At 60.3% G+C, this 14,485-nt stretch carries 14 protein-coding genes, 1 other RNA gene and 1 pseudogene; 4 read left to right on the forward strand and 12 right to left on the reverse strand.

Going from position 1 to position 14,485, the window contains the following annotated elements; translation table 11 throughout:
* Nucleotides 1-105: 105 nt before the first annotated feature.
* The 5 genes from ACA065_RS22615 to dnaX all read right to left on the reverse strand — a co-directional run bounded on the left by ACA065_RS22615 (nt 106) and on the right by dnaX (nt 5,777).
* Nucleotides 106-1,254, reverse strand: coding sequence for an acyl-CoA dehydrogenase family protein (locus ACA065_RS22615; protein ID WP_497691587.1), 1,149 nt, complete (start codon nt 1,252-1,254; stop codon nt 106-108).
* A gap of 189 nt (nt 1,255-1,443) precedes the next feature.
* A complete protein-coding gene (recR, locus tag ACA065_RS22620) occupies nt 1,444-2,046 on the reverse strand; it encodes a recombination mediator RecR (RefSeq protein WP_497691588.1) in 603 nt (200 codons plus the stop codon).
* Between the two features lie 66 nt (nt 2,047-2,112).
* A complete protein-coding gene (gene curA / locus ACA065_RS22625; RefSeq protein WP_497691589.1) occupies nt 2,113-3,147 on the reverse strand; it encodes an NADPH-dependent curcumin/dihydrocurcumin reductase in 1,035 nt (344 codons plus the stop codon).
* Between the two features lie 181 nt (nt 3,148-3,328).
* Nucleotides 3,329-3,667, reverse strand: a complete 339-nt coding sequence (locus tag ACA065_RS22630) for a YbaB/EbfC family nucleoid-associated protein (RefSeq protein WP_083357362.1) — start codon at nt 3,665-3,667, stop codon at nt 3,329-3,331.
* 43 nt (nt 3,668-3,710) lie between these two features.
* Entirely contained in the window at nt 3,711-5,777 is a 2,067-nt protein-coding gene (gene dnaX, locus ACA065_RS22635; RefSeq protein ID WP_497691590.1) for a DNA polymerase III subunit gamma/tau, read from the reverse strand.
* Between the two features lie 133 nt (nt 5,778-5,910).
* Here dnaX and ACA065_RS22640 point away from each other — a divergent pair.
* Both ACA065_RS22640 and ACA065_RS22645 read left to right on the forward strand, forming a co-directional pair.
* Nucleotides 5,911-6,009 (forward strand): annotated as a pseudogene (locus tag ACA065_RS22640) (amino acid ABC transporter substrate-binding protein); the annotation flags it as partial.
* A gap of 78 nt (nt 6,010-6,087) precedes the next feature.
* Nucleotides 6,088-6,459: a VOC family protein gene (locus tag ACA065_RS22645; RefSeq protein WP_497691591.1), complete on the forward strand. Its 372-nt coding sequence runs from the start codon at nt 6,088-6,090 to the stop codon at nt 6,457-6,459.
* Here the strand turns inward: ACA065_RS22645 and ACA065_RS22650 are convergent.
* On the reverse strand, nt 6,373-7,332 hold the full coding sequence (locus ACA065_RS22650; protein WP_497691592.1) for a DMT family transporter: 960 nt from the start codon (nt 7,330-7,332) through the stop codon (nt 6,373-6,375). The genes ACA065_RS22645 and ACA065_RS22650 overlap by 87 nt on opposite strands.
* Before the next feature lie 101 nt (nt 7,333-7,433).
* Here ACA065_RS22650 and ACA065_RS22655 point away from each other — a divergent pair, with 101 nt between their 5' ends.
* On the forward strand, nt 7,434-8,297 hold the full coding sequence (locus tag ACA065_RS22655; protein ID WP_497691593.1) for a LysR family transcriptional regulator: 864 nt from the start codon (nt 7,434-7,436) through the stop codon (nt 8,295-8,297).
* 60 nt (nt 8,298-8,357) lie between these two features.
* Complete coding sequence (locus ACA065_RS22660; RefSeq protein WP_497691594.1) at nt 8,358-9,260, forward strand: DUF2167 domain-containing protein; 903 nt, start codon at nt 8,358-8,360, stop codon at nt 9,258-9,260.
* A 55-nt stretch (nt 9,261-9,315) separates the two neighbouring features.
* On the opposite strand, the gene ACA065_RS22665 is transcribed toward ACA065_RS22660, so the two are convergent.
* From ACA065_RS22665 to ACA065_RS22690, 6 genes are all read right to left on the reverse strand, one after another.
* Nucleotides 9,316-9,933 (reverse strand): hypothetical protein, encoded by a 618-nt coding sequence (locus ACA065_RS22665; RefSeq protein ID WP_497691595.1) that lies wholly within the window; start codon nt 9,931-9,933, stop codon nt 9,316-9,318.
* An 89-nt stretch (nt 9,934-10,022) separates the two neighbouring features.
* Entirely contained in the window at nt 10,023-10,613 is a 591-nt protein-coding gene (locus tag ACA065_RS22670) for an SH3 domain-containing protein (RefSeq protein WP_497691596.1), read from the reverse strand.
* A 1-nt stretch (nt 10,614) separates the two neighbouring features.
* A complete protein-coding gene (locus ACA065_RS22675; RefSeq protein WP_497691597.1) occupies nt 10,615-11,661 on the reverse strand; it encodes an N-acetylmuramidase family protein in 1,047 nt (348 codons plus the stop codon).
* 156 nt (nt 11,662-11,817) lie between these two features.
* Entirely contained in the window at nt 11,818-12,819 is a 1,002-nt protein-coding gene (locus ACA065_RS22680) for an N-acetylmuramidase family protein (protein WP_497691598.1), read from the reverse strand.
* Between the two features lie 238 nt (nt 12,820-13,057).
* An RNA gene (gene ffs / locus ACA065_RS22685) (signal recognition particle sRNA small type) lies at nt 13,058-13,154 on the reverse strand.
* A gap of 115 nt (nt 13,155-13,269) precedes the next feature.
* The gene (locus tag ACA065_RS22690) at nt 13,270-14,433 is read right to left on the reverse strand and encodes a zinc-binding metallopeptidase family protein (RefSeq protein ID WP_497691599.1); all 1,164 of its coding nucleotides are present in this window, start codon (nt 14,431-14,433) and stop codon (nt 13,270-13,272) included.
* Between the last annotated feature and the right edge of the window lie 52 nt (nt 14,434-14,485).

A 14,485-nucleotide genomic window follows, 5' to 3' on the forward strand; every position in this document is an offset into this window, starting at 1 on the left:
GGCGGCCGTCTTCGCGAGCAAGCCCGCTCCCACATTTGAATGTGTTCACAAATCAAAATGTGGGAGCGGGCTTGCTCGCGAAGAGGCCCTTAAAAACACTGCAGATCAAAGGCCCATCTGCTTACTGATGATTTCATTCATCACCTCACGCGTGCCCCCGCCAATCGACAGGATGCGGTTATCGCGATACAGCCGCTCCACCAGATTGCCCCGCATATAACCCTGGCCGCCGAGGATCTGCACGGCGTCGTAGGTGACGCGGTCGGCGGTGTCGGTGGCCAGGTTCTTGGCCATGGAAATCTCCTTGATCACACTAATGCCGGCGGCCATCTTCGCCGCCTGGCGATAGGTGAATTCCCGCGAGACTTCCACCGCCGTGGCCATTTCCGCCAGCCGATGCTTGAGCACCTGGAATTTGCCGATGGGTTTGCCGAAGGCTTCGCGTTGGGCGGCCCACTTGAGGCTTTCTTCCAATGCCAACTGCGCGGTCATATTGGCCATCAACGCCAAGGCCAGGCGCTCGCTCTGGAAGTTGCCCATGATGCAGGCAAAGCCCATGTTCTCGACGCCAATCAGGTTGCCCACCGGCACACGGCAATCGTCGAAGAACAACTCAGCCGTGTCCGACGCCCACCAGCCCATTTTCTTCAGCGGCTGACCGACGGTGAAACCGGGCGTGTGTTTTTCGATAAGCAATAAGCTGATGCCGCCAAAGCCCGGCCCGCCAGTGCGCACGGCGACGGTGTAGAAGTCGGCACGGATGCCGCTGGTGATAAAGGTTTTGCTGCCGCTCACGCGGTAATAGTCGCCGTCACGAATAGCGCGGGTTTGCAGGTTGGCGACATCGGAGCCGCCACCCGGCTCGGTGACGGCCAGGGCGATGATCTTTTCGCCGGCCAGCACCTGCGGCGCCACACGTTCGCGCACCTCGGGCAGCGCCCATTTGACCACCGGCGGCAGGCCGATATCCAGAGAACCAAGGCCTGCCACTACCCCACCGGAACCACAGCGCATCAATTCTTCACTGGCAGCCACCTTGGCGAACACATCGCCTTCATGGCTGCCGCCCAGGGCTTCGGGGTAACCGATGCCCAGAATCCCCGCCGTGCCGGCCTTGAGGTACAGCTCACGGGGGAAGCTTTCGGCCTCCTCCCACTGCTCGATGCCCGGCAACATCTCGCGCTCGACAAAACGGCGCACGCTGTCGCGGACCAATTGGTGGCTGGGGTCGAAGTAGTCCTGGAAGGCAGACATCGGCAAGCTCCACGGTGAGGTGGAGCGAACTTACCAAGCGCTTGCTTGGTTTTCAAGATTTCACTTACAACACAAAACCATTGTGGGAGCGGGCTTGCTCGCGAAGGCGGTGGGTCAGTCAATACATCCGGTGACTGACACTCCGTATTCGCGAGCAAGCCCGCTCCCACAATTTGGATGTTTTGTTCTTTAGAGCGCGATCGGCTTACGACCCGCAAACGAATGCGCCAACGTGCCGCCATCCACCAGTTCCAACTCGCCACCCAGCGGCACGCCATGGGCGATACGCGAGGTGATCAAGCCTTTGTTGGTCAACAATTGGGCGATGTAGTGCGCGGTCGCTTCACCTTCCACCGTTGGGTTGGTCGCCAGGATCACCTCGGTAAAGGTGCCCTGCTCTTGAATGCGCGCCACCAGTTGCGGAATGCCGATAGCTTCCGGCCCCAGGCCATCGAGCGGCGACAGGTGGCCTTTGAGCACAAAGTAACGCCCGCGATAGCCGGTTTGTTCCACCGCGTACACGTCCATCGGCCCTTCCACCACGCACAGCAGCGTGTCGTCGCGACGTGGGTCGGCGCATTGCGGGCAGAGGTCTTCTTCGGTGAGGGTGCGGCACTGACGGCAGTGGCCTACACCGGTCATGGCCTGGCTCAAGGCCTGGGCCAACCTTGTGCCGCCGCTGCGATCACGCTCCAGCAGTTGCAGCGCCATGCGCTGGGCGGTTTTCTGACCCACGCCCGGCAAGGTGCGCAGGGCGTCGATCAGTTGGCGAATCAGGGGGCTGAAGCTCATGAGCGAATGGTCCGACAAAACAACGAGACGCGGTTTATACCCGCGCCTCGGATTAGCGTCAAATGGTCAATCCTGCGCGACCCGCACCACCAACTTGCCGAAGTTGCGCCCCTCGAGCAAACCGATAAAGGCTTCGGGCGCCTGTTCCAGGCCCTCGACCACGTCTTCGCGGAACTTGATCTTGCCGTCGCGCACCCAGGGCGCCATGGCGCTGAGGAATTCCGGCTGGCGATCACCATAGTCGTCGAACACGATAAAGCCCTGGATGCGCACGCGCTTGGTCAACAAGGTGCGTTGCAGCGCCGGCAGACGGTCGGGACCGCTGGGGGCTTCATGGGCGTTGTAGCCGGCAATTAACCCGCACAGAGGAACCCGTGCCTTGGGGTTGAGCAGCGGCAACACCGCGTCGAACACCTTGCCGCCGACGTTTTCAAAGTAGATGTCCACGCCTTCAGAGCACGCCAGGGCCAGCTCATTGGCAAAGTTGGCGCTCTTGTGGTCGATACAGGCATCAAAACCCAGCTCGTCCACCACGTAGCGACACTTGTCCGCGCCACCGGCAATGCCCACCACGCGCAACCCCTTGAGCTTGGCCACCTGGCCCACCACCGAGCCGACGGCGCCGGACGCTGCCGCCACGACCAGGGTTTCCCCGGCCTTGGGCTGCCCGATATCCATCAGCCCCATGTACGCGGTCATGCCCGGCATACCGAGCACACCCAACGCCATCGACGGGCTGGCCAGGCCCTTGGGCACCGGGATCAGGTTATGGCCATCGGAAATGCTATGGCTCTGCCAGCCGGTAGAACCGACCACCAGGTCGCCCACTTCGAATTTCGGACACCGCGATTGCTCAACACGGCTGACAGCGCCACCGGTCATCACCTCGTCGATTTCTACCGGCGCTGCGTAGGATGGCGCGTCGCTCATACGGCCGCGCATGTAGGGGTCGAGCGACAGATACAGGGTCTTCAGCAGCACTTGGCCGTCCGCCAATTCCGGCAAGTTGACCCGCTCGAGGCGGAAGTTTTCCGGTGTCGGTGCGCCTTGAGGGCGCGAAACCAGGACAATGCGCTGGTTCAGAATCGGTTCTTGAGGCATCGGGGAGCTCCTTTATCGAATTCATCGGTATAGGGTGCAGACCTTGCCTGGCGGGCCAGGGTTCATATTGAACGCGGAGCGTGCGCAGCGGCATTACCACGCAGAGCGTGGGAACGATCACACCCCAAACAAAAATGCCAGGCACGTGGCCTGGCATTTGATTCCAGCCAAGGCTAGAGGATCAGAACGGCATCTTCATGCCCGGCGGCAATTGCATGCCGGCCGTCACGCCGGACATTTTGTCCTGGCTGTTGGCTTCGATCTTGCGCACCGCGTCGTTGACGGCCGCGGCGAACAGCGCTTCAAGCATTTCCAGGTCATCTTCGCTGGTGCCTGGCAATACGCTTGGGTCGATGCTCACGCGCTTGATGTCGTGACGACCGGTCATCACCACGCTGACCATATCGCCACCGGCTTTACCGGTGACTTCGGCGTTGGCCAGTTCTTCCTGCATCTTGGCCATCTTTTCCTGCATCTGCTGCGCCTGCTTCATCAGGCCGGCCATGCCACCTTTCATCATGGGAATCACCTCAAAAGTACGTGGATCAATTAATAGCCCGGTGTTATGACGCTTGGGGCACCGGGGCTTCGACAGGTTCAATAGTATCGTGACGCACGACCGCGCCGAACTGTTGCATCATTTGCTGGATGAGTGGATCACCCTGGATCGATTCTTCGGCCTCGCGCTGACGGTTGATACGTCGACGGGATGCAGCCTGGGCCGGGGTTTCCTGCTCGGGCTTGATCAACTCGATGGCGATGGTCAGCGTGCGCTCATGGTACTGGTTCAGCGCATCGTTGAGCCGGCGTTGCTGGGTCGCGTTGAACAAGGCGCTATGGGCCGGGTCCAGGTGCAACAGCCAGTGGTCACCCTCAATGGCGATCAAGGTGCAGTTGGCGGCGATGCTGCCGGTCATGCCAGAGATCGGCAACTTCGGAAACAATTCCAGCCATTGCAACGCCAGGCCGGTGGCCGGGGCAGCAGCGGGTTCAGCTTCGGGCTCGGGTGCAGGCTCCGCCGTGTGTTCGCTGGCCAAGTCATCGAGGTAGCTGTAGGCCGAATCGATGTCCGGCTCGATGTAATCTTCGTCCAGTGGCGGCTCGTCGTCGAGGTCGATGCCCGGGGTGGCGGCTTCGACTTGGGCAACGGTCGGCTCTGGAACGGGGGCAGACACCCACTCGGGGGCTGCCGGCACCACACTGTCTGGCGTCGGTGCAGGCATCGGCGTCAGCTCAGGCTGCTCGCCACTGGTTTCCAGTACGGGCTCCACGGCAGGCTGCAGTTCGACTTCAGGCTCGGCGTACACCGGCTCGTTCCAGGGCAAATCTACCACCGGGGCGGGTTCAGGCTCTGGCTCGATCACAGGCTTTGGCTCAACCACAGGCGCGGCCGCAACAGGCTCAGGCTCAGGCGCCGGGGCAACCGTTGCGGGCGCAGCTACTACTGGCGCGACCACGGCCGCGCCAGCCACTGGTTTGGCGGAATCAACTGTGGCCTGGCTGATCCCCACTGGCTTTAGCGGCTGTCTCGGCGCATCGGCCGAATCAGCAGGCCGGAACGCCAGCATCCGCAGCAGGACCATTTCAAAACCACCGCGCGGGTCCGGCGCCAGGGGCAGGTCCCGTCGGCCGATCAGGCCCATCTGATAGTAGAACTGCACATCTTCGGCCGGCAACGCCTGGGCCAGCGCCAACACGCGGTCGCGGTCGCCATGGCCGTTGTCGACACCTTCAGGCAAGGCCTGGGCGATGGCAACGCGGTGCAAGACGTTAAGGATTTCCGAGAGCACGCCGTTCCAGTCCGGGCCTTGCTCCGACAAGTGGCGCACGGCTTCGAGCAACGCTTTGGCGTCGCCTTCGATCAGCGCGTGCAGCACGTCAAACACCTGGCCGTGGTCGAGGGTGCCGAGCATGGCGCGCACGTCAGCGGCCATGACCTTGCCTTCACCAAAGGCGATGGCCTGGTCGGTGAGGCTCATGGCATCGCGCATCGAACCATCGGCGGCGCGGCCAAGCAGCCACAGGGCGTCGTCTTCGAACGGCACGTTCTCGACACCCAGCACGTGGGTCAAATGCTCGACCACGCGCTCGGGGGTCATGTTTTTCAGGGAAAACTGCAGGCACCGCGACAAAATAGTTGCAGGGAGTTTCTGCGGGTCAGTGGTGGCCAGGATGAATTTGACGTAGGGCGGCGGCTCTTCCAGGGTTTTCAACAGCGCGTTGAAGGAATGGCTGGACAGCATGTGCACTTCGTCGATCAGGTAGACCTTGAAGCGGCCACGGCTGGGCGCGTACTGCACGTTGTCGAGCAGCTCACGGGTGTCTTCGACCTTGGTGCGGCTCGCGGCGTCGATCTCGATCAGGTCGACAAAACGCCCTTCGTCGATCTCGCGGCACACCGAGCAGGTGCCGCAGGGCGTGGACGTGATACCTGTTTCACAGTTCAGGCATTTGGCGATGATCCGCGCAATGGTGGTCTTGCCCACCCCTCGCGTACCGGTGAACAGGTAGGCGTGGTGCAGCCGTTGGCTGTCCAAGGCATTGATCAGAGCCTTGAGCACATGGGTCTGGCCGACCATTTCGCGGAACGAGCGCGGACGCCATTTACGTGCAAGAACCTGATAACTCATCGAAAACCGTCGCAACTGGGAAGCGGGAGCCGGTAATGCTAGCGGAGCAAGGGGGAAATTGCATCCGGCACGCTCGTCTAATCTGACTAAGCTCTTCTGATTGGCCCCGCAAAGGCCTGAACCTGGAGAGTGTATGCGCGTAGTCCTGGGCGCTTTATGGATGATTTCCGATGCCAGCCTCGCGGCACCCGTGCCGTTGCGCTTCTCGGTTTCCGACAGCTGGAGCATGCCCCCTGCACACTCCTGACAAGAACTGACAGGGCTGCCTTATAGACTGGGCTCACTTAACGCCCGTTCTCAAGGAGCCAACGTGAACACCGTCGCCCATTACTTTCTGCTCTACGTCGACAGCCCGGCCACCAGTGCCAATTTCTATAGCCGCCTGCTGGGCAAGCCCCCGGTGGAGCTGAACCCGACCTTTGCGCTGTTCATCCTCGACAATGGCGTGAAGCTGGGGTTGTGGTCGCGGCACACCGTGGAACCCGCCGCTCAAATCACCGGTGGTGGTGGCGAGGTTGGGTTTTCGTTGCCCGACCCGGCTGCCGTGGATGCCCTGCACGATCAGTGGGTCGCGCGTGGCGCCACGATTATCCAGTCACCGACCACCCTGGACTTCGGCTACACCTTTGTCGCCCAGGACCTCGATGGCCACCGGTTGCGCGCGTTCAGCCTGAGCGACTGACCGCCAGCGGCCCTCCAGGCTGATGGCGGCAACGCTGGCCAGCACCATCACACCGCCCAGCATCACCTGCACGGCAATGTGTTCGCCCAGCAGCGTCGCGGCCATCAGCATGGCCACCGGCGGAATCAGGTACATCGCCACCGACGCGCGGCTGACCTCGACGTGCTTCAACACGTAGGCCCAGGCGAGGTAAGCCAAAGCGCTGGGGAAAATGCCGAGAATCAGCACCGCCAGGTTTTCCGGCAGCGGCGCCTGCCCGACGGCATCGGCCAGGCCTGGCAGGTTCACGCACAGCATCAGGGTGCCCGCCCACACCATGTAGCACGCCATGGTCAGCGGGCTGTAGCGATGGGCATAGTGCTTCTGGATAGCGAAGTAAACGCTCCACGAGACCGCCGCCAACAGGATCAGTAAACCACGCGGGTCGATGCGCCCCACGCCGTGATCGCCCCAGATCACCACCAGCACGCCGAGCAAACCCAGCAGCACGCAGCCCCAACGCCAGGCACTGACCCGTTCTTTCAAGCAAAAAAACGCGATCAGCGCACTGAACAGCGGTGCCGACTGCGCCAGCACGCTCGAAGCTGCTGCCGTTACCCATTGCTGCCCGTAATTGAGGCTGGTGTGGTGCAGGAACACGCCGAAAAAACCCAGCACCAGCAACCACGGCAGATCGCGCCAACGCGGGCGGCCTATGCCTACCACCAACGCCACACCGCCCATGAATACCGACGCGATCAGAAACCGCAGCAGCGCCAGTTGGCCGGGGCTGTAGCTGTGCAGGCCCATGTGCACGCCAATCGGTGAGTAAGCCCAACAGAGGATGACGCCGGCGATGACTAGCGTTAGCTTTAGGGGTGAGGGGGTATTCATCGACGGCGTCCGGCTGTTGGAAGGAATACCGTCAGTCTTGGCCCGCGCAAGGCGTAGGACAATTAAGCGTTTCTGACTTCTGAAATCACTGGAACTGAGCAATGGAACTGGCCCAACTGAAAATGGTGCGAGCCGTGGCGCAAACCGGCAGCGTGGCCCAGGCCGCCCTGCAATTGCACTGCGTGCCATCCAACATCACCACGCGCATCAAGCAGTTGGAAAGCGAGTTGGGCACACCGCTGTTCATTCGTGCGGGGCGTGGGCTGGCGATCAGTGCCGCCGGTGAGATCTTCCTGGATTACTGCGAACGCATCCTGGCGTTGGTGGATGAGTCCAAACGCGCCGTGGATGCCAATGCGATTCCCCGTGGCACCTTGCGCATCGGCGCCGTGGAGTCCAGCGCCAGCGGCCGTCTGCCGCCGTTACTGGCGGAGTACCACCGGCGCTACCCCGATGTCAGCCTGGAACTGGTGACCGGCGCATGGGCCGAGCTGCTCGATGACTTGCAACACCACCGCCTCGATGTAGCGCTGGTGGCGGCTGGAGGCAAACGCACCAAGCTCGAACACAGCGTGGTCTACAGCGAACGCCTGGTGCTGATCGCCAGCGCCTCCAGCGCCCCGATCAGCAGCGCCGAAGACCTGGCCGGGCGCACCTTGTTGGTGTGGCCACCCGGCTGCCCGTATCGCGCCGCACTGGAAAACTGGGTCAAGCCCCACGACTTCAAGCCGAGCATCGCCAGCTATGCCAGCTGGGGCACGATCATCGGCTGTGTCAGCGCGGGCATTGGCGTGGCGTTGGCGCCGGAAGGCATCCTGGCGCGCTATGAGCAGGCCAATCAGTTGGCGTCCTACCGGTTTGAGGAACTGCAGGCGGTGGACAACCTGCTGTTCTGGCACAAAGACACCCAGCGGCACCTGGCACGGGATGCGTTTGCCGGGCTGCTGCGGGAGACTTTTGGCTAACTCAAGCAACAAATTTCAGATATTCTCTCGCGAAATTAATTCAAAATGTAAGGGACTACCATGAATTACTTCCGCGCGTTGATAGCGGCGGCGGCTCTGAGCCTGTCTGCCGTACCCGCTTTTGCTGCCCCTACGCCTGCACCCGAAGAAGCCAGCGCTCCCGCCGAAACGGCCGAACACTTCCTCGCTTCACTCAAGCAGAAGACCGGCACCGTCACCCTGCCGAGCGGCATCGCCACCCTCAAGCTCAACGATGAGTTCTACTACCTTGACCCATCGGACACCGAGCGTCTGCTGACCGATGGCTGGGGCAACCCGCCAGGCTTCAAGACCCTGGGCATGATCGTGCCAAAAGCGGTCAGCCCGTTGTCGGAACGTGGCTGGGGGGTGATCGTCAGCTACAAGGCTGACGGGCATGTTTCCGATGAGGATGCCGCGAAAATCGACTACGCCGAACTGCTCACGCAAATGCAGGAAGAAGACGCCGAAGACAACAAGCAGCGCCAGAAGCAAGGCTACGCCGGCCTGCACCTGCTCGGTTGGGCTGAGCCGCCCCACTACGACGACACCACCCACAAGATGTATTGGGCGCGCGAACTGAAAGCCGACGACGCTCAGCAGACCACCCTCAACTACAGCATCCGCGTGCTGGGCCGCGAAGGCGTGCTGGAACTCAACGCCGTCGCCGCCATGGCAGACCTGGCAACCATCAAGCAGGAAATGCCCAAGGTCCTGGCCTTTACCAACTTCACCGACGGCAACCTGTACACCGACTTCAACCCAAAGACCGACAAACTTGCCACTTACGGCCTGGCGGCCTTGGTGGCTGGCGGGATCGCGGCCAAGGCCGGCTTGTTTGCCAAGATCGGTATATTCCTGCTGGCGGCGAAGAAGTTTCTGGTGATCGGTGTGGTGGCGCTGTTCGCCGTCATCCGCAAGCTGTTCAACCGCAACAAAGCCTGAGCCCTAGCGTAAAAACGCCGCAGCGTGCATGGCACGTTGCGGCGTAAGGGTTGGCTCAATTCTGCGCAGTCGGCCCTGGCTGCTCAGCGCCCGGGCACGGATTGACGATCGCAAACTCATCCACTTTCGCCATCCCTGGCTTGAAGCCTGGCGTTGTTACATAGCGCAAAACCCGATTACCGGTGAGCTTCACAAATGAGCCCTCAATACCGGTGAACACCTTCTGCTGATTGCCCACCAAGTAATCGACAATCTTGTCCTTCATCGGGATATTGATACGGCCGCCCGGCGTAATGGGGGCCAGCATGAAGGCATCGTCTTTGGTAAACACGTAGAAGGTCTCGGGCTTGCCGCGCCCGTCCGTCACTTTTGCGCACACCACCTCATCGACGCGCAAGGTTCTGACCGGCACGTAGGACTTGTTCTGGTAGAGGCTGAGAATAAAGCCCTTTTTGGTCAGCACACCCAAGCCCTGGGTGGGATGACAGATCTCTGCAATCCCGTAGGTGTACGGGCACCAGTTAGTCTCGGTGATCCCAATGATATCGGCCGGGGCAACACTCAGGTCGTGTTCGATCTTCGCTCGAGCTTCGGGGCTTTCATAAGGGATCATCACGCAGCCGGGCAAACCGAGCACCAGCGCGGATAACACGGCGAGGGAAGAGAAACGCATGTGGGACCTCCATGTCTACGGGAGGCGCATGCTACCTGAGGCGGCCGTTGAAACAACAGCCGCCCTTGAGTGAGTGCGGGCGGTACAGCTCAGTTTTTGGGTGCAGACAGGCGGCTGTATTCGTCCTGGCTGATCCAGCCGGTGTACGTATGGTCCTTGGCATTGGTGAATTCAACGTGGGCCCAACCGTCCTTGAACGCCAACACCCCCACCACATCATCCTTGACGATATACGGGCGCTTGGCCGCATCGGCGCCCGGTTCTTTGAGCAAGTAAGCCTTGTCGGCCGACACCGTCACCAGGCCAATCCATTGTGTAGCGGCGGTCTGGGTCAGCTCCAGGCCGGTGGCGATTTCCGGCATCAGCACGCTCAGGCAGCCCGGATGCTGGCGGCCCTGCTCCACGGTCAGGGTCACGCCATCGGACGAAGCCGCCACACTGCCGGGGTAGGCCTCGTCGAGCCAGGTGGTGAGGGCTTCGGGCTTGCCTTGCAGGTAGAACGTACAATTGCGGGTCACACCCTCGCCCAGTTCTTGCGCGTAATAACCCTCGACCTGATGCTCAGGCGTCACCGCCAGCATCAGCTCTTCGTACTTGCCTGAATGCAAGGCTGTTTCGTCTGCAAATGCCGGCGCGATAGCGCACCACGACAAAACACCCACTGCTAGAAAACGCGTCATCTTATTTTTTCCCTTCCAGTGCTTCGTAGGCCTTCTTGATTCGGCTGTCATAGTCGCCGTAATCCTTGCCGTTATAGTTACGCGCCATGGCGGCATAATCTTTATCTTTCATGGCCTTGATCAACGCCGGGCTCTGACTGCAGAAGCCGAGGAAGGCCTTTAGTTGGTTGCCGGCATTAATCTTTAAGGCCGCCGCGAACTCAAACACGGTTTTGTAACCGCACGAAGTAAAGTTGAAACCCATGATCTGAAACATTCCCCAGGACGCCGACATCAAGGCCGCCTCCTGATCCAGCGCAAACGCGGTGGCCATGGTTTCCCAGGCCTTGGCTTGGTCTTTGTTGTTGGCCTGCCACTGCGGCCCGGCCTTCCTCACATAGACATACGACAGCAGCGGGTGCGCCTGGTCGTAGATGTGCTTGGTGTACTTGCGAAACAGGTGCCCTTCGAAGGCGATCACCGGCAACTTGGCCGGCCCGAAACCGGAGCGCCCACCGGACTCGACGGTGGCGAAGGCCTTGATGATATTCACCGAGATACCACTGCCCAACTGTGTGGCGGCGTTCTGAAAGTCGGTCTCGGTGAGCGTCATGCCCCCGTCGCACGTGGCCTGGAGCATCAACTGCCGGTTACGCCGCTCGGCCTCGACCATCGCGCGCATGCGGTCCAGGTACACATTGACCGTGGCCTGCACGGCATCGCCGTTGTTATTGCCGAATACATTCAAAAAGCTTGGAATGCGCATCGTCGGGAAGGCTTTGACCGGCACCTTCACCGCCTCTTCGATCAGGCTATTGAAGGTGCGACCTGTAGGGTCGATCACGCCGTCGGGGTGCGCGTACTTGAGATGGCGAAACTGATACTGGCTGATGCACTGCACCAACTGGCCGTCGCACTTGCCGTTTTCGGCCAGCGCAAAACCCATCTTGGGAATGATCAAATTGAATAGATACTGAATGCACTGAACATCGGCAGGCAAGTTGCGCGCTTTACCCGGCGCGCCGACCGAAGCACTGATAAGACGGGGCAACCCTTGCAGGCTTTTCATCACAGACATCCTTGTTAGTTAAAGAAGTGATAGCACTTCAATATCAGGCCGGCGCACTTGTCACAAATTGAAACAGGTGGCCGGCGGAAACTAACAATATGGTTTTGGGTTGTCCAGTGGGCGCTTTGAATGCTGTGAAACAGCCGTCATGCATGGCTACTTTTTCCTTTCCAGCGCCTCATAGGCTTTTTGGATTCGCCTGTCGTAGTCGCCATAGTCACTGCCGTTGTAATTGTAGGCCATGCCGGCAAAATTCTTACTCTTCATGGCTTTGAACAAGGCAGGGTTCTTGCTGCAAAACCCGACGAACGCCTTCAATTGCTGGCCAGCATTGAGCTTCATCGCCGCGACAAAATCGAAGACGTTCTTGTAACCACAAGCAGCAAAGTTGAAACCCATGATCTGAAACATGCCGTAGGACGCCGACATCAGCGCCGCCTGCTGGTCCAAACTAAACGCATGGGCCAGGGTCCGCCACGCAGTCGCCTGATCCTTGTTATTGGCCCTCCATTGCGCGTCGGCCTTGACCGTATAAGGGGCTGATAAATTGGGATAGCTCTTGTCGTATTTATTTTTGGTGTACTTGTGAAAGATGTGCCTCTCATAGGCAATGATCGGCATGTTGGCTGGCCCAAATCCGGAACGCCCGCCGGACTCAACCATAGCGAAGGCCTTGATCATATTCACTGAAATAACATTGCCCAACTGCGTGGCGGCGTTCTGAAAGTCCGCGTCGGTCAACGTGACGCCACCGTCGCACGTGGCCTTCAATACCAACTGCTGCTTGTCTGGCTCAGCCGGGATCGGCGCCGGTGCGCGCACTGGGCTCTGACTCACCTTGGCAGCGATCGCGTCATGGGGCTGGGCATCCGCATTGGCCTTGCGCGCGTCCTCGACCAAGCTGTTGAACGTCCGGCCTGCCGGGTCAATCACCCCGTCCGGTTTGGCGACATTCAGACGATTCGACTGATACTCGCTGATGCGCTGAACCAACAGAGGGCCGCACTTGCCATCCACCATCAAGGGTGAAGCAAATTTGGGCGCGATCAGATTGAACAGACGTTGAATGTTTTGAACATCAGCAGGCACATTACGGGCCTTGCCTGGAGTGCCGACAGAGGCACTGATACCACTGGGTAACTCTTGAAAGCTGGTCATGGCAATCATCCTTGTTAGAAAGGTGAGTGCCATCACTTCTTCACTACTCCAGCACCACGGTCATTTTTGAAAAATGCGCATGAACAACGCTAGCAGGCGACGCGGGGTTGTCCAGTGGAGTTGTTGAGACTTACGAGAACAAGTCTGCACCGCGCGAGGTAACTGCGCAGATGAACAGAGAGTGATGTTCTGAGGTGAAACGGATGGGGTATTGCAAGGAAGAGCGTTATGGAGGCAACCCCACCAGCCACACCCCGGCACACAATGTTCCCGCTGTGGCTGCTGCCTTCCGGCTCTGACCAGGTTCACGGGTAATCGTTGCGGGGGGACCGATGGGGTCACCATAACGACGCTGGCCTCTCGGCAAGCGGGGCCATTGTACCGATCTCATCGGAAGTTACAACCGTTGATGCCGGATTAAAATATGAAGCGACTCAAGCACTTGTGCCGCTACAGAATCACAGCCTCATCAGCCCTGCCGCCCTCCTCCTGAATCACCAAGTGAATGAAATGCAGCTTGGCAATCACCGCCGGCGGCAACACGAAGGGATAGAAATCCGGCTGGCCCATGCTGCGCGACAGTTCGTTGAGCATGCCGGCCAGCTCAATCCAGGCGTTGACGAATGACAGGAACGCCGCACCGCCAGGGTGTTCGGGGTCGTAGAGTGTCGAGAGCGGGAACGGCTGATAGTCCAGGTCCATCTCACGGGCGCTCATGCCAAAACCCAGGGCGGTGTCGACGGCATCCATCATGTGCAGGTAGTGGGCCCAGGTTTCAGCCCAATCTTCCCAGGGGTGCATGGTGGCGTAGGCGCTGACGCAGGTCTGTTGCCAGTCGGGACGCGGGCCGTTCTGGTAGTGCTGGTCGAGAGCGTCGGCATAGCTGGCGCGCTCGTCGCCAAACAGGTTGCGAAAGGGTTCGAGCCAATGGCTGTTGGCGATCAACCGGTCCCAATAGTAATGGCCGACTTCATGGCGAAAGTGGCCAAGCAGCGTACGGTAGGGCTCGCGCATCTGTACGCGGATTTTTTCGCGGTGGGCGTCGTCGGCTTCCTTGATGTCCAGGGTGATCAAGCCATTGGCGTGGCCGGTGGTGGGCGCGTTGCCCTCCAGGTCGATGCCGACGAAATCGAAGGCGAGCCCAGTGTCTTCGTCCACACTTTTAGGCACCACTTGCAAGCCCAGGCTGATCAGTTGCGCCACCAGTCGACGCTTGGCGGTCTCTACTTTGCGCCAGCGTTCGGGGTTTTCCGCTACGGACAGGTCGGGAATCGTGCGATTGAGGCTGCAGGCCACGCACAGCGGTGCAGTGCTGTGGGCAGGAATCAGCCAGTTGCACGCCGCGGGAGTATTGAGGTTGGCGCAGCGACGGAAGGCGCCGGCAGCGAGGTTGTCGTCCGCCAGCCAGGTGCCGGCGACGGGGCCAGGTTGCAGGGACGATAATCGGCTCTGTTGCGGCTGATAGCCCAGCAGCGCCTGGCAGGCCAGGCACTGGCTGTTGCGAAAGAACAGCGGCTGGCCGCAACGGCATTGCCACACCTTGCTGTTGCGCGTGGTGTCGGCCATGAACGGTGCGGCGATGCGCGAACTGAGTTGCTCGAAGTAGCGGAACATGGCGATCTCTCCCTGGGTGACCAAGACTAGATCATTTACCACTAAAGATCGT

The sequence above is a fragment of the Pseudomonas sp. LBUM1640 genome, from assembly GCF_059716225.1.

Coding starts and splice junctions, on each gene's coding strand:
- ACA065_RS22660 (WP_497691594.1), top strand. CDS start 8,358: ATGAATTACTTCCGCGCGTTGATAGCGGCGGCGGCTCTGAGCCTGTCT.
- curA (WP_497691589.1), bottom strand. CDS start 3,147: ATGCCTCAAGAACCGATTCTGAACCAGCGCATTGTCCTGGTTTCGCGC.
- ACA065_RS22615 (WP_497691587.1), bottom strand. CDS start 1,254: ATGTCTGCCTTCCAGGACTACTTCGACCCCAGCCACCAATTGGTCCGC.
- ACA065_RS22650 (WP_497691592.1), bottom strand. CDS start 7,332: ATGAATACCCCCTCACCCCTAAAGCTAACGCTAGTCATCGCCGGCGTC.
- dnaX (WP_497691590.1), bottom strand. CDS start 5,777: ATGAGTTATCAGGTTCTTGCACGTAAATGGCGTCCGCGCTCGTTCCGC.
- ACA065_RS22680 (WP_497691598.1), bottom strand. CDS start 12,819: ATGACCAGCTTTCAAGAGTTACCCAGTGGTATCAGTGCCTCTGTCGGC.
- ACA065_RS22670 (WP_497691596.1), bottom strand. CDS start 10,613: ATGACGCGTTTTCTAGCAGTGGGTGTTTTGTCGTGGTGCGCTATCGCG.
- ACA065_RS22675 (WP_497691597.1), bottom strand. CDS start 11,661: ATGAAAAGCCTGCAAGGGTTGCCCCGTCTTATCAGTGCTTCGGTCGGC.
- recR (WP_497691588.1), bottom strand. CDS start 2,046: ATGAGCTTCAGCCCCCTGATTCGCCAACTGATCGACGCCCTGCGCACC.
- ACA065_RS22630 (WP_083357362.1), bottom strand. CDS start 3,667: ATGATGAAAGGTGGCATGGCCGGCCTGATGAAGCAGGCGCAGCAGATG.
- ACA065_RS22655 (WP_497691593.1), top strand. CDS start 7,434: ATGGAACTGGCCCAACTGAAAATGGTGCGAGCCGTGGCGCAAACCGGC.
- ACA065_RS22690 (WP_497691599.1), bottom strand. CDS start 14,433: ATGTTCCGCTACTTCGAGCAACTCAGTTCGCGCATCGCCGCACCGTTC.
- ACA065_RS22665 (WP_497691595.1), bottom strand. CDS start 9,933: ATGCGTTTCTCTTCCCTCGCCGTGTTATCCGCGCTGGTGCTCGGTTTG.